This is a genomic window from Pontibacter litorisediminis, from assembly GCF_029360645.1.
Classification (GTDB): domain Bacteria; phylum Bacteroidota; class Bacteroidia; order Cytophagales; family Hymenobacteraceae; genus Pontibacter; species Pontibacter litorisediminis.
On record NZ_JARDUA010000001.1, the window covers coordinates 1,295,773 to 1,312,690 of the forward strand.

Annotated in this window: 24 protein-coding genes; 19 read left to right on the forward strand and 5 right to left on the reverse strand. The window is 48.3% G+C overall.

The genetic code is table 11. From position 1 onward, the window contains the following. Positions 1–312: 312 nt before the first annotated feature. The 5 genes from PXG97_RS05385 to PXG97_RS05405 all read right to left on the reverse strand — a co-directional run bounded on the left by PXG97_RS05385 (position 313) and on the right by PXG97_RS05405 (position 4,465). A complete protein-coding gene (locus PXG97_RS05385; protein WP_276496690.1) occupies positions 313–1,686 on the reverse strand; it encodes a phage integrase SAM-like domain-containing protein in 1,374 nt (457 codons plus the stop codon). A 282-nt stretch (positions 1,687–1,968) separates the two neighbouring features. After that, positions 1,969–2,592, reverse strand: coding sequence for a hypothetical protein (locus PXG97_RS05390; RefSeq protein ID WP_276496691.1), 624 nt, complete (start codon positions 2,590–2,592; stop codon positions 1,969–1,971). Beyond that, the gene (locus PXG97_RS05395) at positions 2,558–2,896 is read right to left on the reverse strand and encodes an STAS-like domain-containing protein (protein WP_276496692.1); all 339 of its coding nucleotides are present in this window, start codon (positions 2,894–2,896) and stop codon (positions 2,558–2,560) included. The genes PXG97_RS05390 and PXG97_RS05395 overlap by 35 nt, the downstream gene beginning before the upstream one ends. Then, complete coding sequence (locus PXG97_RS05400) at positions 2,886–3,974, reverse strand: hypothetical protein (RefSeq protein WP_276496693.1); 1,089 nt, start codon at positions 3,972–3,974, stop codon at positions 2,886–2,888. Before PXG97_RS05400 ends, PXG97_RS05395 begins: the two co-directional genes overlap by 11 nt. A gap of 107 nt (positions 3,975–4,081) precedes the next feature. Further along, on the reverse strand, positions 4,082–4,465 hold the full coding sequence (locus PXG97_RS05405; protein ID WP_276496694.1) for a helix-turn-helix domain-containing protein: 384 nt from the start codon (positions 4,463–4,465) through the stop codon (positions 4,082–4,084). A 117-nt stretch (positions 4,466–4,582) separates the two neighbouring features. Between PXG97_RS05405 and PXG97_RS05410 the strand changes: the two genes are divergently transcribed. From PXG97_RS05410 to PXG97_RS05500, 19 genes are all read left to right on the forward strand, one after another. Next, positions 4,583–4,822, forward strand: a complete 240-nt coding sequence (locus tag PXG97_RS05410; RefSeq protein ID WP_276496695.1) for a hypothetical protein — start codon at positions 4,583–4,585, stop codon at positions 4,820–4,822. 71 nt (positions 4,823–4,893) lie between these two features. Then, positions 4,894–5,196 carry a helix-turn-helix domain-containing protein gene (locus PXG97_RS05415; RefSeq protein ID WP_276496696.1) on the forward strand — a complete coding sequence of 101 codons (303 nt, stop codon included), beginning with the start codon at positions 4,894–4,896 and terminating at the stop codon, positions 5,194–5,196. 18 nt (positions 5,197–5,214) lie between these two features. Continuing rightward, a complete protein-coding gene (locus tag PXG97_RS05420; RefSeq protein ID WP_276496697.1) occupies positions 5,215–5,451 on the forward strand; it encodes a hypothetical protein in 237 nt (78 codons plus the stop codon). 17 nt (positions 5,452–5,468) lie between these two features. Then, entirely contained in the window at positions 5,469–5,672 is a 204-nt protein-coding gene (locus tag PXG97_RS05425) for a hypothetical protein (RefSeq protein WP_276496698.1), read from the forward strand. Positions 5,673–5,762: 90 nt separating this feature from the next. Then, positions 5,763–7,070 carry a hypothetical protein gene (locus PXG97_RS05430; RefSeq protein ID WP_276496699.1) on the forward strand — a complete coding sequence of 436 codons (1,308 nt, stop codon included), beginning with the start codon at positions 5,763–5,765 and terminating at the stop codon, positions 7,068–7,070. A gap of 12 nt (positions 7,071–7,082) precedes the next feature. Further along, positions 7,083–7,361 carry a hypothetical protein gene (locus PXG97_RS05435; RefSeq protein ID WP_276496700.1) on the forward strand — a complete coding sequence of 93 codons (279 nt, stop codon included), beginning with the start codon at positions 7,083–7,085 and terminating at the stop codon, positions 7,359–7,361. After that, positions 7,358–7,699, forward strand: coding sequence for a hypothetical protein (locus PXG97_RS05440; RefSeq protein ID WP_276496701.1), 342 nt, complete (start codon positions 7,358–7,360; stop codon positions 7,697–7,699). Before PXG97_RS05435 ends, PXG97_RS05440 begins: the two co-directional genes overlap by 4 nt. A gap of 142 nt (positions 7,700–7,841) precedes the next feature. Continuing rightward, a complete protein-coding gene (locus tag PXG97_RS05445) occupies positions 7,842–8,786 on the forward strand; it encodes an amidoligase family protein (protein ID WP_276496702.1) in 945 nt (314 codons plus the stop codon). A gap of 1 nt (position 8,787) precedes the next feature. Next, positions 8,788–9,018 carry a hypothetical protein gene (locus PXG97_RS05450; RefSeq protein WP_276496703.1) on the forward strand — a complete coding sequence of 77 codons (231 nt, stop codon included), beginning with the start codon at positions 8,788–8,790 and terminating at the stop codon, positions 9,016–9,018. 226 nt (positions 9,019–9,244) lie between these two features. Then, on the forward strand, positions 9,245–9,628 hold the full coding sequence (locus tag PXG97_RS05455; RefSeq protein ID WP_276496704.1) for a hypothetical protein: 384 nt from the start codon (positions 9,245–9,247) through the stop codon (positions 9,626–9,628). A 26-nt stretch (positions 9,629–9,654) separates the two neighbouring features. Continuing rightward, positions 9,655–10,287 carry a hypothetical protein gene (locus PXG97_RS05460; protein WP_276496705.1) on the forward strand — a complete coding sequence of 211 codons (633 nt, stop codon included), beginning with the start codon at positions 9,655–9,657 and terminating at the stop codon, positions 10,285–10,287. A gap of 1 nt (position 10,288) precedes the next feature. Continuing rightward, positions 10,289–11,488, forward strand: a complete 1,200-nt coding sequence (locus PXG97_RS05465) for a hypothetical protein (protein WP_276496706.1) — start codon at positions 10,289–10,291, stop codon at positions 11,486–11,488. Between the two features lie 3 nt (positions 11,489–11,491). Beyond that, the gene (locus PXG97_RS05470) at positions 11,492–13,210 is read left to right on the forward strand and encodes a hypothetical protein (protein ID WP_276496707.1); all 1,719 of its coding nucleotides are present in this window, start codon (positions 11,492–11,494) and stop codon (positions 13,208–13,210) included. 1 nt (position 13,211) lies between these two features. Then, positions 13,212–13,397: a hypothetical protein gene (locus PXG97_RS05475; protein ID WP_276496708.1), complete on the forward strand. Its 186-nt coding sequence runs from the start codon at positions 13,212–13,214 to the stop codon at positions 13,395–13,397. A 108-nt stretch (positions 13,398–13,505) separates the two neighbouring features. Further along, positions 13,506–14,795 (forward strand): S49 family peptidase, encoded by a 1,290-nt coding sequence (locus tag PXG97_RS05480; RefSeq protein ID WP_276496709.1) that lies wholly within the window; start codon positions 13,506–13,508, stop codon positions 14,793–14,795. Between the two features lie 16 nt (positions 14,796–14,811). After that, positions 14,812–15,768 (forward strand): hypothetical protein, encoded by a 957-nt coding sequence (locus tag PXG97_RS05485; RefSeq protein ID WP_276496710.1) that lies wholly within the window; start codon positions 14,812–14,814, stop codon positions 15,766–15,768. Between the two features lie 53 nt (positions 15,769–15,821). Continuing rightward, a complete protein-coding gene (locus tag PXG97_RS05490) occupies positions 15,822–16,154 on the forward strand; it encodes a hypothetical protein (RefSeq protein WP_276496711.1) in 333 nt (110 codons plus the stop codon). Positions 16,155–16,166: 12 nt separating this feature from the next. Continuing rightward, positions 16,167–16,712, forward strand: coding sequence for a hypothetical protein (locus PXG97_RS05495; RefSeq protein WP_276496712.1), 546 nt, complete (start codon positions 16,167–16,169; stop codon positions 16,710–16,712). A gap of 4 nt (positions 16,713–16,716) precedes the next feature. Beyond that, the gene (locus tag PXG97_RS05500) at positions 16,717–16,914 is read left to right on the forward strand and encodes a hypothetical protein (RefSeq protein ID WP_276496713.1); all 198 of its coding nucleotides are present in this window, start codon (positions 16,717–16,719) and stop codon (positions 16,912–16,914) included. Positions 16,915–16,918 lie beyond the last annotated feature (4 nt).

Consider the following 16,918-nt stretch of genomic DNA (forward strand, 5'->3'; position numbering starts at 1 on the left):
GAAATGACTAGGCTAGCTACTATCCATTTCTACCGTGCCACATTTTTTTCCTATCAAAAGCAGAAGCTGGAAGCACGAAGGTCAAGTGAGGTTGTGGGGAGTACTACTTTTTGAGCTGCTAAGAGCCTTCAGCAACTGACGGGTATAAAAAAAGCACTTACAAGTTTATCCTGTAAGTGCTTGATCATCAAGTGATCCCGTTTGGATTAATTATTCACCAATCGGTACCATTTACTTCTAATAAAACCCGCTTAAACGGGCTAAAAATGCGGTTACTGTGATTTCTATAGGAAGCTATTTGAAGCCTTATACCTAAAATTGGTGCCCAATTTGGTGCCCATTTTTCAGGTCCGGACGCTGGTCAAGTTTGGCAGATTGGCGCCGGAAAGCCAACACCAGCTCGTTCGTATCAGTGCCCACGTAAGCATTAAAAGCAGCCTCTGTTTTGTGGCCGGTTGCCTGCATGATCAGCCTGGTCTCCACCCCTTGGTAAATCTTTAGAGTAACGAAGGTTTTGCGCCCGATCTTAGTAGTGAGATTTAAGCGGCTAATGCTGGCAAGCTCCTGGATATGCTTCAATTGCCGGTTGATCACTGGGTCCGGGATCTGCGGCAGGCAAGTTTCCTGCAACCCGTTGTACCTGTCCAGTATCTCATTCGGTTTAAACACCACATCATCATACACCGGAATATAACAGGTATTAAGTGTCTTGGTAGCCGCCAGCACAATCACATCTCCTTTGATGTCTGTAGGCCTCAGCTTCTTTACGTCAGATACGCGCAGGCCGGTGTAGCACATCATCAGGAAGATATCCCTCACAACCTCTAACTCTTTCGCATAACCCGCTACTCTTGCTTTATCCTGGTACCTGGCTTTAGGAAACTTCTCCAGGATGAAGTCGCTCACCTTCTGTGAGCTAAAATCTAACTTATAGATTGCTTGTACTTCGCGGGCTGACAGGGCATCTACTCCCACATACATGGATGTAACTTTAAAGCCCCTGTACTTGCGGTTAATCTGTAGATCCTCCTCCAACTCCTCTTCACACCACTTCAAAAAGCTTTTCAGCTTTTTCACATGCTTCCCAAAGTTGTTCGGCTTTTGCTTCAGTGTCTCCAGCATGTATTTCTGGAACTCCACATAAAATGCCTTATCAATACCTTCAAAGGTAATAAGCCGCTCCCGATGCTTCTCAAACTCTTTAAAGCGCGCAATAGTGGAGGAGTTACCCTTAATGGTACCGGGTGAAGTTTTCTTACCAGAATGGTCCTGGATCTTGTCCTTCAGGTGGTCGTTCCATTGATTAAACAACCTGAAGAACTGGCTCTGCTCCTCCTCTACTAGTTCTTGCTGAGGAGCCAACACAGGCTCTTCTGGCTCCTTCTCCAGTTTAACTCTTTCTTCAAACTGAGTCTTCAGTTTAGTAGGGGTAAGCAGTTCCTGGCGCTTCTCATGCTCTTGGTAAATATCGTGCAGAATCTCCTCCCATCGGTTCAGTTTGGAGTTGATATGGTGAGCAAAAGGTGCCTTGCCCTTCATCTTTTGGGCCTCTTCATCCCAGTGCTCCGGAAGGCACCGCTCGCCGGTAGAAATGTACAGCTGTTTGCCGAAAGTTATTTTCAAACGGATAGGGGCATAACCATTCCTTGTCAGCCGCTCTTTACGTAAGTAGCGCTTTACTTCCATGTGCAACTCCTTTCCGATTCCTTAGTTAACTTTTCTTCAATGGCCTCAAGTGTGCGCTGGTTTTCCAACTGCACCAAGTTAACTAATTCGATTTTCTGTACAAGATCCTGCAACTGTTTGCTACATTGGTTGCAGTACACGTTGACGGTCTGCACGTTCTCCTCTACCTGGTTTGCAATAAGGTAGATACAAGGGGTTTCATAACTGTTTGTTGAACTCATAGTAAATAATGCTTTTAGCATCATCACTACGTTACAACATCGATTTTTATTCTTGAAAGCTCTATGGAGTGTACTGATTAATTAGCATCTGATACTTTAGTAGATTAAACTTTAGCTCATCTTGCTCCATTTCAATCTCTTGAACTCTTCCTGGAGTCAATGAAACAGTACCATTGCTTACAATTAATGGAGGGTTTAACTGATTTAATCTTGGAGTAGTAGTTAAAAGATTCTTTATATTTCTAATATGAGAATATAAGGTTGTGGTTGTACCACTAATTTTTGTATTTGTAATAGAAGCCAAATCTAACAAAAGGCCGACATTTCTTATTGAGACGCTTAATCTCTTTGCATAGGATGCAGCTTCACTATATTCAATAGAGCCAGTAGCTACTTTTAAATCAGTTTCCTGTATAATACTATAAAGCTCCTCAAGCCTTCGAAGAATTAACTCTTTATCTACTTTATCAGCCTCCTTTTTAGTTTCAAAATAAGTTGCGACAAAGTAAGCTATATAGAAGGTTGCAATAAGTGAAGTTAAATCAACGATATTGATTTCATCGTCTAGCTTGAAAATCCCCTTCTTCAGATAAACCCCAAGCAGTAGACCAAATCCAAAAGTTAATACTAAAACGGCAATGCCAAGATTTTTATGATACGCTAGTTTCTTTAGCCGCGTCTTCAATGTACTCGACAATGTCATTTTCTAAATATGGTTCTTCTTTTGAAACAAAAATGAGCGTTTTAATAAGATCTTCATAAGGTATGTGATCTTCTCTAATTAATCCTCCAAATGATTCTTCTAAGAAAGAAGTACCATATCCCGCAACTCCATCTAAAATAATAGTTAACTTTTCATTCTTCTTTATTGCCTCACGAACGGCATCTTTTAATATAGTTTCTCGGAACAACTCTCCCGAAAATTCACCTTCCTTTTTGTATCTTGATCCGGGAGTCCTCGTAAAGTCCTTTGCTATGCTAATCTTCATATTCCCAATCTAAATTGTGACTTTCTTCATTAATTTCCCAATAAATAAAAGTTCCGCTAAAGTTTTTTGATAGAACCTTATATTTATCTCCCTCAACATCCGCATAAACATCATTTGTGATAACATGTAATTTAGAAGCTTGTTTTCTTTGGCTTACCTCATAAATCCCCGGTAAACCTTTCCCTCTGTAATATTTACCTGTTACAGTTTTATGCAGCTCTCCTTTTAAAATTGATTTCAACAAATCAGCGTTACTATTATACGGCAAGAGCGATCTTAATCTAGATAAACCTCCATAAAATTTTTCCCCTGACTTTTTTCCCTGCAAACTGCTAAAAACGCCAACACCAAAATCAACAAAAGAAAAACTAACAATTTTTTCCCTCTTTCGATGATTAACTGATAGCCACCACTGCTTTCCTCCCTCACCCGACCTATCTGCATGATTATGAGTATTCTGCATTAACTCCAAAAGCGAACGCTGAATACCTGGACATCTTCTGGGCTTACCCCATACTGTCTTGGAAGCTTTTGCTATTAAATCGTTCGCCAGTAGAGGGTCAACTTCTACCCAAGCATGTGTCAAGATAGAGTGATGTTTAGCAATCTTCAGTTTCTTAGACTTTGATAAACTAGGGAACAAATTTGAGAAGAAACCAGAATCAATCAAAATTTTACGTGCAATGGTGTTATGAGGAAAATTCCCATTGAAGCCAATCTTCTCAGCTCTAAATTTAGCCATTATTGATAATAGAACGACAATCGCATCATACTCTATTATATCAACATCTGAAAGAACCACAAAAACTTTAGTTCTTCTCAAGAAATGTTTCTCTAGTTTTTGAATGAAACCTATTACTTCATTCGTGTTATTGATGAATGATAGCTTTTGTGGAGCCCAAACTTTAACATAAGCCTTGCTCTGAAACATCAAGAGCCTTTGGTCATCATTAAGACCTACTTGCGCCTGATTCTTTTGTTTTTGTATCTTCTTAAGTCTTAGCTTCTTCTCTAAAGACTTCCTAGCATTGAGGAGATTATATTTTTTATAAGTTTGTTTTGTGTATAGTTTCTTCATCAAAGGGCGTTTAAAACACTAACAAATATCAATTACCTCAAACCAAAGCAGTTCTGGTGCAAAGAATTAGTCGTAGTAAGTCGTAACTGAAAAATAAGTCTTGGTTGTCACTTCTGCCCCCTCAATAACTCAATTATCAAATCTTTATCCGCCACCGTCTTTTCCAGCAGCGCATACTTCTCCTGCAGGGCCTGGAGGCGCTGAGGACAGTCATCGTTTCCGACGTTAATGGCTTGCTTGTTCTTTCCTACCTGATTGGCATAGTTGGCTTGGCCGGTGTTAGTAAAGTCAGCAGCTAACTGATCCTGAAAGAAGTAATCCATACTTACCCCTAAAAGATTGCAGATCTTAACCAGATACCTGGTTTCAATGGAATCCCTTTTGTAAACCTTATATAGGTTTCCTAAGCTCATCTCTGCAGCAGCTGCTATTTCTTCATCAGAACGGCCGGAGCGCTTTACGGCCTCTTTTAATTTCTCGCCAAAAATCATGTAAAATTTTATATCTGATTGTCAGGTATTTACATTACTTGTTTCGCATTTTGGATAATATTATTTGCCATTTTGCGAGAACTATCGTAAAGTTGTGGTATAATCAATCTACAAAGTATGAAAAAGCTACATGAATTGAAACCACTATTGGAGCACGGCGACAACATCAGGATATCTAAAATATCTAAAGTGCCGAAATCAACAGTGGATTCTATCCTCTGCGGAGCCCGAAATGCGGAGACTCCAGCAGGTGAAAAAATTCGCATAGCTGCTCAAAAGCTCATCGACAGCCGAAAAGCCTTGTTCGATGACACCGATGAGGAAGAGCAGCCAGAGCCAAGCCTTCTCAAGGAGTAGCAAAGCCAAAAGCATACCAATTTTACTATATATACGATAAATATTTATAAAATATTATAACGCGAGACACTATGGGAATGACTGCAAACGAAATTGTCACAGTGGGTTACCTGCAGGAGGTAACCAATAAACTTCTGCAGGAGATACAGAGCCTGAAGACCATTGCCCACCAGGCTTCCGACCGCATTCTGAGCATTGACGAGGCGGTGGAACTGGTTGGCTACAGCCGCAAGACAGTTACCAACTGGATCAAGGAAGGCAAGCTGGATCGTAAAGGGAAGCGGGTGTATCTAGAGGCTTTTGAATTTGCACCAGGTCAGTACCGCATCTCGCATAACAAGCTAATGGAATTTGGCAAAGTAGGTCAGCACTAACCAATTTGATATAACATTATGCCAACCCTAGCCATACCCACCGTGCAGCAAGCTAATAGTAAGTACAGGCTCTGCCAAAGAATCATCCGTGCCTACGAAGCCGAGCAGTACGAGCTCCATGAGCTGCTCCGCCAGGGTACCATCACACAACAGGAGCTGGAGCAGCTACTTAATAACCTGGAGGCAGACATGAATAGGCTGAGGCAGGAGCTTAACGGCACCAGGATAATCCATCACACCCAGAACGCTGCTTAATGGCAGCAGAACTAGCTATGGAACACTTTGAATACTTAAACGAGCAGCAGCAGCAACAGAAAGCCCTGAAAAGCCGGCTCAGGCTACTACACGGCAGAAGGGCCGGAACAGACGGATCATCAAAAGAGCACCGCTTACTTGGCGAGGAGATTAACCAGGTGCAGGAATCCCTCTCCGCTCTGGAGCAGGAGCTACACCAATACCTGACAAGTTTCAACTAACGATACAGGGTCTGCAACAGGGGCTGTACGGGCAAAACCGCTGGACACAGCAGCCGTGCCCACAGCCCCGCAACCTACCAACAACAGAATATGCTACTAAGAAAAATCAACCAAGGCAAAGCATTGCTGGCCTGGCACCGTTTTGTACAGCAGAAGAACGAAGAGCAACCTGTGGTGGAGCGCAAGCGCACCTTACCGGATGGCAGGGAGCAGCTGTTCCATACCCAAACTAAGCTTATTCCTGGCAATGTTGAGGCCACCGGCTCCCGTATCATCCTGGACTATATCAGAGCTTATGAACACTCCTTCAGGCATGGTTTTACGCCTGATCATGAGGAAGACCTGCCGAGCCTGTTCACTAATAACTCCAAGTTGGCAGATAAGCGCACTGTCTCCGACCGCACTATTCGCAACCACATCTCCAGGCTTCGCCAGGTAGGTTTGATTTCTGGCTATACTTTCCACGGCACCTACCATGATTTTGAACTGTGGATATCTCCAGAGATACTGTTTGCAGAGGAAAATCAGTGCAACAGAAGCCAACTCGAAGCGCAAAAAAGCGCCGAAATCGCCGCCCCTGCCCCACCCCAATGCACAAATTTTCCGCTTAATGTAGCATTTGAAACTACTGGAAACATAGAAAAAGAAATTAGCAGTGTGGATAAGAAAGGAGTTGCGTCGCAACAGGGTGCCATGCCTGGCGGCGATGGCGAAACCAGCAACACCTGCGACACATTTACCGGCGACACAGGGTTGCAACAGGGGCGCACTCCCGTTGAAGAGACACCTCACGAGCCGCTAGCCGCTCAAAAACAGGATACAGAGGCTGGGGGCGCGGCGACAGCGAGAAAGCCTGGTGTAAACCCTGTATTCAAATCTTATGTCGAGATCTTCTGGCAATACGCTTACCGCATGCTCTACCCTGGCTACGAATTTGAGGAGGAACAGCACAAAATGGCCAAGAATGCCATTTGGTACGGGGTGTACGGCGGCTTTAAGGCGGACCTTACCGAGGATGAATGGGAGCTATACCACGATCAAGCGCTACAACGCATCGATCTGGCTGCCACCTACTACCGAAATCACCAGGACAAGTACCCACCAATGCCCTACGCTGAGTTTGTGCACGGCTCCGGCTACTTTGACTGGCAAAACAGCCTGGGCTTCCGCTCCACCGAGAACTGGCTGGTGAAGCAGCAGGTATGGAAGCACCAGCAACGTGTGGAGGATGCTCTCCGCCGTGCCCGAACAGACTTCAGGCTGCACAAAAAAGGTAAGGCCAAAAAGCGAATCCAGGAGAAAACCCAGATGCAGCTCTTCCGCTTCCATGAGGAACGCATCAAGCGCCTGGGCACTGATGCCCTTAACAAATATTACAAGCTACACACCAACCTATAACCATACCCTACTATGCAACAGAACACTACAACGTACCAAAGGACAAGTGCCGGTCAGAAATTTGTAAAGCAGGCGCTCACCAAAATGGTGGTCTACTTCAAAGACGGCAACAACCGCACCTTCCACTCACGAGACCACCGGCTAAAGCATACTGGTCCGGATAAGGATTTGGGTATTAACCGGCTGAAGAAGCTAGCTCATGGCTGGAAGGCTTATATCCAGTGTGCCATCATCTATGATAATGTTTCCGGAGCAGAGCTTTACAAGTATAAGGAGGGCTACTGGGCATGAGTCCACTGTTGATCAGCCAGCAGATTGAGTTAACCTACCACGAAGCTTACGGTCTATGTGCGGAAATTTACAGCTGGCTTTCCCGACCAATCGATCAGAACAACAAGCTGCAGCCATCCGAAGTGTTGGCTGCAGCCTACCTTCAAAGTGCAGCTAAAAAGATAACCCGCCGGATGTACAAGAAAGCTGGCCCGTACAAGATTACTTTCACTGCCCAGGAGATTATTGCGGTGGACCAAATCATTAACTACTACCCTGTTGAGCTCTACAGTGTGCTGAGCAAGTTTGAAAGGAAGGCCCTGAATTATGACCAGCTGATAGCGTTACACTGCGGTTAAAATGTTGGGCTTTATTCACTTCTCCCATTCCAAAGTGGTGGATTCATGGAACCTTGCAAACACTTGAAAACAAGTTACTTAACAACTTGATAGTGAGTCATAATTGGTCGTCCTTAGATGTACAATAAAACGCTAAACGACCATGACAGCACAAGAGATACTAAACCTGAACGGAACCACAAAAACTTACAAAATGCAGCAACTCCTGCAACTGGGCTTCACCAGAAAGCAGGTTGCCGAGATGATGGGGGTTGGTTACGGATTTGTTCAGAACGTGTACGCCGCCATGCAACGCAGAGGCCTTGCCACCCAAGCCTCTGTATTCACACCAGGACTTTTCACCCGCACCTTCGGAGTAGAATTTGAAGCCTACGGCATAGACATGCACCGCCTAAAAGCGGAGCTGGAGCGCCAAGGCATAGAAGTAGTAATCGAAGGATACAACCACACCACCCGCGCGCACTGGAAAATAGTAACCGACGCAAGCATAACAGGCCGCAACGGCTTTGAGCTAGTAAGCCCAGTATTGACAGGCGAGGATGGCCTGGAGCAGGTAAAGAAAGCTTGCAAAGCCCTAAAGAAGTGCAACGCCCTGATCAACAAAAGCTGCGGCATGCACATACACTTCGGCGCCAGAGACTTCGAACTAAGCCAGTGGAAGAACCTTTATAAAAATTACATCAACTATGAGGGATTAATCGACAGCTTCATGCCGGTAAGCCGCAGAGCGAACAACAACTACTACTGCAAAAGTATGCTGAGCCGCTTCCGCACCGAGCGCACCGCATACGCCTCCATCGACAGCTGCAGCAGCGTTGCAGAAATAGCACAGAAGATGACAGGCCGCAACCGCTACTTTAAGCTGAACGCCGAGAGCTTTTTCCGCCACGGCACGGTGGAGTTCCGCCAGCACAGCGGCACCATTGAGGCAGACAAGGTGGTAAATTGGATAACTTTCCTCAGCAACCTGGTAGAGTATTCTAAAAATAACGTTTCTTCGCAGAAGACACTGGAGTCGCTAAACACTTTCCAGCCGACTACGGTAGTAAACTTTTACAGAAACAGACAAGCATCCTTAGCAGCATAATATGACAAAGACATACGAATTTCTAGGAGGCGGCCAAGCAAAGGCCGCTTCGCACTTGGAGCTGGCAAACAATATGCGCGGCCAAAGCTTTACCCCTTCCGACAGCCTGGAGGAGTTTATGGAAGATACAGCCAAGCGTTGCAAGACATTTAGCGGTGTGGATATCCGTACGGACTCAGCGGATCACTTTATCGACGACCTTATTACACACGGATATGTAACAGAAGTTTAGTACAATTTTTCTCTTCATTAGGGGCACCAATTTCGCCGTAGTTGTCTTTCGATATAAGCCATTAAATAGGTATTTTAGTATATCGTTCACAGACAACCAATCACCCTGCATGCTCCTAACTGTACAAATTCCGGTACTCCCCCATGTACTAAAGTTTATTCTAAAAAGGCACCCTCAAGAATTCAAGCTTAGCCGCCGGCACAACGAGGGAAAGGTGCTCATCCACATGCTCCGAAACCAGCAGGAGGATGCGCGTTTTGATGTACCGATAGAGAAATATACAGGCATGCTGGATGTTAAAATCACGCTGGACAAGTACAAAGGCCGTGGTTGCAACAAGATCACCAGCCGCACTATTTACGACTTCAATGATTTTATTGACAGGATCATCAAGGATGAGTTTATCTATTATGTGGACACACTGAAAGAGGCCGGTGTAGAATTCACCATGGATCAGATGGTGGATGGCTTTATGGGCAAGTACTTCTTTGACGAGGAAGATATCACAGCGTTTGTACTAAAGCAGCACTATTACCGCACCAAAAGGCCAGGCCGAAGAAAAAAACAGAATAATTCCGCCGTAGTTGTCTCTCACCAAATGGCTGCCTGAGCCAAGGCTAATTTCATTTCTATTATATGAAAAACATAGCCACGGTACCGGGCCAGTCAGGCGGTATCTTCAGCCGCTTCTACTTTACAGAATCCAGGAGCCTGCCAGAGCTGCTACCTACGGATGGAACCTCCATCACCGGCGACCTTCAGCTTACACCAGGCACCCTATTTAATTTCATTGATGCCACGCAGTTCACGCCAGACTTTGACCAGCAGGATGATGACGATGTGAATGGCATCAGCTACTCCCACAACTTCAGCGGCTTTGTGGCAGGTGATACTCCAGAGTTAGCCGCTGCTCTGCTTTCCATGAAAGGCAGGCACTTTGTGCTTCTGTACCGTGACTTTGATGAGCAGTTAAAGCTGATAGGTGACCGGGAGCACCACCTGGTGTTCGATTATCGTCTAAGTTCAGGTAATAACCCCGGTGACCGTAAGGGCTACAAGTTTAGTTTCAAAGGCAAAAGCCGTAATCCTTCATTCTTCTACAACGGCAGCTTTGAGGTAGCCGAAGTAGGAATCATAGCACCTCCTGTAACAACCGATGGAACGCCGGTACGCATGGAGGATACCCACGGCAACCTAATCGCCAACATCCCGGCAGGCAAGACGCTGGTGATCCGCTCCGGATTTAAACTCATCTATACTATCATATAACATGGCCAAGCTTTCATTCCTGGCTTTCAAAACAAAGTGGGCTGCGCTCACTGGCCGCTTCAAGGATAACTCTACCTTCGAGATTGCGGAAGATGATTACCGCGAGTTCTCTCTGGACATTGCTGAGTCTGTTATAGAGCCAGTTGAGTTGCTGGCCCAGCGGGTAGAAAAATTGGAGAACCCAGCGCCGGTACCCAAGGAAGGTATAAAGTGGGCACCAGCCCCAAAGGTCTCTGTGGAAGGCAATAATGTAATTGTCACACCTTCTGCGGCGGAGTTTAATGGTATAGGCTATACTTATAATGGCCCTGCAGCGAGGGAAAATGTTGTGTTACCTCCTAATGACTTTGGCACTAGGATCGATATACTTGGAGCTACTGCAGCTAATGATGGCTGGGTTTACATCTATGGGGAGGAGCCAGGGGTAACACCTCGTTTTCAGCATCCTGATCAACCGGATGCGGAGCTGCTATTCGCGGCTTACCTGCACTGGACATCATCAGGTGGCGGCACCGTGGAGCAGCCTGCAGTGGTGGTGAAGGTAGTTGAGATTGACGGGGTGGACTATGAGCCTGACCTGAATGGAAGGCTGGTGCTGCCTAAACAGGGATCTACTGTTAATAGCACTGATGACATCCAAACGGAGGGTGCCACAAATTTCTGGTTTACCGAGACCAGGGCAATCGCTGCCAAGGCTACAGCCAACCTTTGGAGCTACATCGGCCTTGCAAGCTCCACTGCGACGATATCGTTGAAAGGGTGGCTGGATTTCCTGACTAATAAAGTAAAACTTAATGAGGAGCAGATCGCACTCAGGGTGAAACAGGTAAAGCAGGGCACCACAACCTACACCCCGGATGCCGCTGGTCTGCTGATACTGCCAGACGCTGGCTCCGCCGTGCCAAAAGGGAAGACGGCGCAGGCAGGCACAACCATCAACTTCAGTCAGAGCGATGTGCAGGAGCGCACGCTCTCGGCCTCCGTGGCGATCACCAGCATCAGTAACCCGCAGCAGTCGTGCAGCATCCGCCTCATCATTGACTCCACTGTCAGCAACTATGACTACATCCTGCCTGCGGGCCAGGTGACGGTGCTTGGCGGTGGCTCCTTTGCCAAAGGCCTCAAGAACATTATTTTCTTGGACTGCTATGATGCGCCCAACAACAAGTATTTCGCCACCATCACCACACCGAACGCCTAACAGATGAGCCTGCAACTGATGTACACGGTAACGGATCAGTGGTACAAGCTATTGACCACCTCCAAGGTTGGCACGTTCACCATGACGCTGATCCTGGGGGATAGGTCTGTTATTGCCTGGGGCGATGGTGAGTTTACTAAACAGGTGAGCAGCTTGAACCAGTATGACCACACTTATGCCGCTGCCGGTGACAAGGATATTCTGCTGCGGGGGCAGCCTGGCTCGCTTGGCTACTTGACCGTTTCGGGCCAGGATGTAAAGGGCGTGCTGGACCTTTCCCGCTTCGGTGCTGTGTCGGGCAATCTGTACCTGCACGTGAACCCTAACATCACGCAGATCAAGTTCCCGGTGTCTGAGACAGCAGTTGGCAGGCTCTACACCTACGATACGGGCGTAGAGGAGCTGGACTTTCGGCCCCTCAAGCAGTTTTGCGACCTGCTAGTGTCCTACAGCTGCCCCAAGCTTAAAAGAGTGTATTTCCCTGAAACCACCGCCTACTGCAGCGGCATTTACCTGTATGGATGCGACCTGGAGGGAGAGCTGGACCTGTCGCCCCTCAAGAACCTGAGCGGCACCATCCGGGTCTACAACAACCCGAGGCTGACGGGCGTAAAGCTGGCTCCCTCTTCCAATGCCTTTAACTACGTCAACTTCGGGTTCTCCGGCATTACCGGCGTGATTGACCTGTCTATGCTCTCCAAGCTGGGCGGGGAGCTGCGAATACAGAATGCCCCAAATGTAACGGGCGTGCAGCTTCCCATAACTACGCAGCAAGTCACCAACCTGCTTTTCGAGAACTCTAACTTCACAGGCACGCTGGACCTGCGCAACCTGCAGGGCGGCATGTCGAACCTAATCTATGTCTACAACAACCCGAACCTAACGGAGGTGCTGCTGCCACCCAGTGACAAACCGGTGACAAAGTTCCAAGGCAATGCCACCAAGATTACGCACCTGGACCTGTCCATGCTCAGCAGTTTCTCAGGCGAGCTGCGCATGTACGGCACAACAACCCTGCAGACTTTTAAAGCACCCGCCGTCAACACGTCTACAGCAGGTTTCTCAGTGACCCAGTTCGGCCAGTGCAGTAATCTGGCCGGTGACGGCACCGGCCTGCTGGACCTGCGCACCCTTAACAGCATGCATGGCACCATTGACTGCGATGGCCTTGCTAAGGTGACCAAGATCCTGTTTCCGCCGACAGACAAGCGGCTGCAGGTAGTGCGCCTGAGCTATGGCGGCTTTGTCGGGGAGATGGATATGAGTGGCTTTAGCTGGATCGAGGGTGATATTCGCATTGAGAACAACTCCAGCCTGAACAGCATCAAGTTTGCAGCCAGCGGCACGCCACGTGTATGCTCCCACACACTGTTTGGCTTCAACAAGCTAAACCAGGTCTTTCCCTTCGGCACACTGCTACTCAGCGAGTACATTCGCATCGCCGGTAACCTGATGAGTCAAGCAAACCTTGATGCTACCATCGCCAATGTAGGCAACAATCGGGCGCTGTTCCGGAACAATGTCAACAAGTTGTTCTACAGCGAGGGAGGTACCAACGCCTCGCCTGGAGGAATCTTTCGTGCGCCAGCTGGTTATGTTCAGGGCGGGCAGGACTTTACGCCGGGCTACGCTCCAACGGCGAAGGAGTGGATGTACCTACTCACCAACCAGACCAATCCGGACGGCACCCTAAAGTATAAATGGACTTTTACAACAAACTAAGATGATACTACTGATTCTAGACGATGGCACGCAGATCACCCATGTGGCGGAGTTCACAGGCGGGGTGGTATACACTTCACTAAACGTGACAAAGGCCAGCGCAGACGAGGCCAGACAGCGGCTGCAGCACTTGGATACCACGCCGATTGATAGCTTTTTAACTCAAAGTCAGGAAAGCGCTTTCTAGGTTTTCTGTCTTTTTTTCAAAACAGGCTATAACTCACTTTTGCATCGGAACAATTGATTTCTGATGCCTTTTAGCCACCTCCTTTCTGCAATTCTGCGTGAACCCTGGATGATTGATCCGGCGGCTGCCGAAGCTTACCTCCCCCAGATCCTAGCCATACTGGACAGAGGTACCAGCCTTGAGGCTTCTGCAAAGGAGGAACCTAAGGAGAAAGCCGCTACCCTCCCCTACGCCCTCAGCGCTGTGGCAGGGTCAGCGGCTTTTACTTCTTACAGCTCCTATAATGAGGCTCCAGAAGGATCCGTGGCTGTGATTGCCGTGGACGGTCCGATGATGACAAATGACTTCTGCGGCGCACCCGGCACCAGAACACTGAGTCAGCGCATCAAGGCTGCCGATGCACACGAAAACATCAGTGCTATTGTCGTTCGCTTCAACACTCCAGGCGGTACCGTTTCTGGTACTGAAGCCTTCCACAACGCCATCAAGAACACATCCAAGCCACTCGTGGCGCATGCGGATATGATGTGCTCTGCCGGCATGTGGGCCGGTTGTGGAGCTGATCTGATTGTTGTCTCCGGCAAAACCGGCTCCATCGGGTCCATCGGCACCATGGCCACTATCATGGACTACAGCGGCTACTATGAGAAGTATGGCATCAAAGAGCACGTGGTTCGCGCCTCCAGGTCAGTTGACAAAAATGACGCTCATGCCAAGGCAACGAAAGGTGACTACAAAGCACTGCAAAAAGAACAGCTGGATCCGTTGAACGAGGCTTTCCTGGAATCTGTGCAGGAGCATCGTGGCGGTAAGCTGGACCTGAAGAAAGAGGATGTGCTGACCGGAAAAGTATACTTCGGCCAGAGCACCATTACCTATGGACTGGCCGATGAGATGGGCGACTTTGATTACGCCATTAGCCGAGCCTTAGAGCTGTCCAGTCAGAGAACTGAAACACCTAATTCAAACACCCATACCATGTTCGGAAAAAACAAGTTTACGGCGAAGGCCATACAGGCACTTGCTGGTAAAAAAGCAGAGGAGATAACTTTTGAAATGCTTACTGCCGCCAACGACGAGTTGGAGGAAAACGGCGTCACTGGTGCTGCCCTCATCACCGAGGCGCAGTTCGATGTCTACGAAGCCGCCGTGGCTTCTGAAAAGGATCTGAAGGCGCAGGTCCAGACACTAACTACCGCCAATGCCACTCTCACTCAAGAGCGTGACAGCTTTAAGGCTCAGGCCGAGAAGTTCGGAGAGCAGCCTGGAGCAACACCTACTTCTGTGAAGAAAGACGGCACTGATCACCAGGAGGAAACGGAGCCAGACGCCAACCAGAAAGCCATCGACGAGCTGCCGCACAACAAGGCGCTGGAGAATAACCCCCTGTTTAACTAATTAATTGTCATAACTGATGAACATTCAGGATATCATTGCCGAGTTCGGTGCCTACTACATCAATAGTGGGCAGAACATGGCCCGCATCGTCAAGATGCTCAACGCGCCGAGCAAAACGGACTCGGTGCTTACTTCAATTATCACCGATGACACAGTATGGCGTGCCTCACAGGCAACCATCGGCAGGGTGCTGCAGCCTTTCCAGAAAAAGTGGACTCCGATTGATGCGCTGAAGCTGGTACCGGTAGCCATCCAGCAATTCAAGATGAAGGTGGACTCGGAAGAGTACCCGGATGACCTGGAGGCAACATGGCTGGGCTTCCTGACCGGCGAAGGCATCGACCGTAAGTCGTGGCCATTCATCCGCTGGTATGTGGAGGTGATGCTGATACCGCAGGCCAAGGAAGACTATGAGCTGTATGAAGTATACAAAGGCATCTACCAGGCTCCGCAAGATGGCGTGGCTGGTGCAGCAGGCACTTCCATGGATGGTCTTAAAAAAGCGATCAATGATCAGGTGACGGCCGGCCGTATCACACCGATCGTAACAGGTGCTCCGGACGCGGATAACAAAGTGTTTGTGGACCAGATCGAGTTTTTCACCGACCGCATCAACCAAAACTACCAGCACGTGCCGATGCAGCTGTGTATGAGCCCGGCGCTGGAGAAGCGATTCCACAGAGGCTACCGTGCCCTGTATGGCAAGGACACTGACTACAAAGGCTCCAACGGCTCCGTGGACTTCTCTAACGTGACCATCATCGGCCTGCCTTCCATGTCCGGCGAAAGCAAGATCTGGATGACACCGAAAGGCAATGCCATTCACCTGGGCAAGCGCACGCAGAACATGAACCAGGTGCAGATCGAGAGTGAGGACAGAAAAGTGAAGCTGTTCTCCGACTGGTCAAGAGGCGTTGGCTTCATCATCCCGGAGACCGTGTTTACCAACGATCAGGATCTGGCTACAGTGTAGCCGGATCCTATCCATTAATCAGTTATCAACTTTAAGTAAAGGAGACCACAACGATGGCCGAGAATACAGAACTAACTCCGGAGCAGAAGCGCATCGCCGAGCTGGAGGCACAACTTAAAAAAGAGCAGGAAGAGAAAAAGGAGCTTGAGGAGCTGAACACCCAGCAAGCCGAGGCGCTTTCCCTGGCCGATGCACAGAAAGGCAAGGCCCTGCCTGTTGTCCAGGACAGCAAAAAGAAGAAGTACCAGGTGCTTGCCGCCAAGTTTCAGCACCCACAGGATGCTGACAAGGAGGTAAAGGCAACCGACCTGCTCAAAGACCCGAAGCTTGTCGACCTGCTGGTGGAGAAAAAGTCCGGGCTGGTAAAACTTGTTGAATCTAAATAAGGAGGAGCAAGTATGGATTTTGTAGACATGTTAGGGCCGGATGGCGAGGACAACCCGGGTGGTATCACCACCGATGTATACCTGGCGCCGGAGCGTGATTTCGCTGATCCGGACGGACTGAAAGGCGTAAAAACCACCGGGCTTCCTGGGGATAGCGTGACCATCGACGGCACGCACACCTTCAAAGCAGGTAAAGGCTTTATTGAGGGCTATGCCACCGATGACTCCGCTGATTTCAAGATCACGACGGTGGGTGAGCCGGATGGGTTCGGTGGTAAGGTTGAGGGTGAGTTCTTCTACCCTGGCACTAAAAAGGAGGCCATTGAGTTTGCCCGCTGGGCCAAAAACATCAAGTGGATCCTCATCACCAAAACCCCAGATGGCATTAAGCACCAGTGGGGTGCCAGAGGCTTGGCGGTAACCATCGTCGGTGATTTTACCTTGGGTAAATTGAGCGGCGGTCGTCGTGGTTACCTGTTTAAGGTAACAGGCTACCAGCAGTCCCCCCTGATCTATGAGGGTGATATCACCCTGAAGCGAGACGCTGCAGCTGTTTAAGTAAATGGGGCAAAGGAAACTCCAGCCGACAGTGGGCCGCAAGTATAAACTGGGTACGCACCACACCAGGATCATCAGCCACAGGTATGGCTCGATTGACCTGTGTCAGCTCTCGCTGGAGCAGGCAAACAGGTATGTGGAGGCTGGAGACTTTCCCTACCTGGTGCTCAAGCCCAGGAAGCCCAGAACTAAAAAAGAGTAAACAA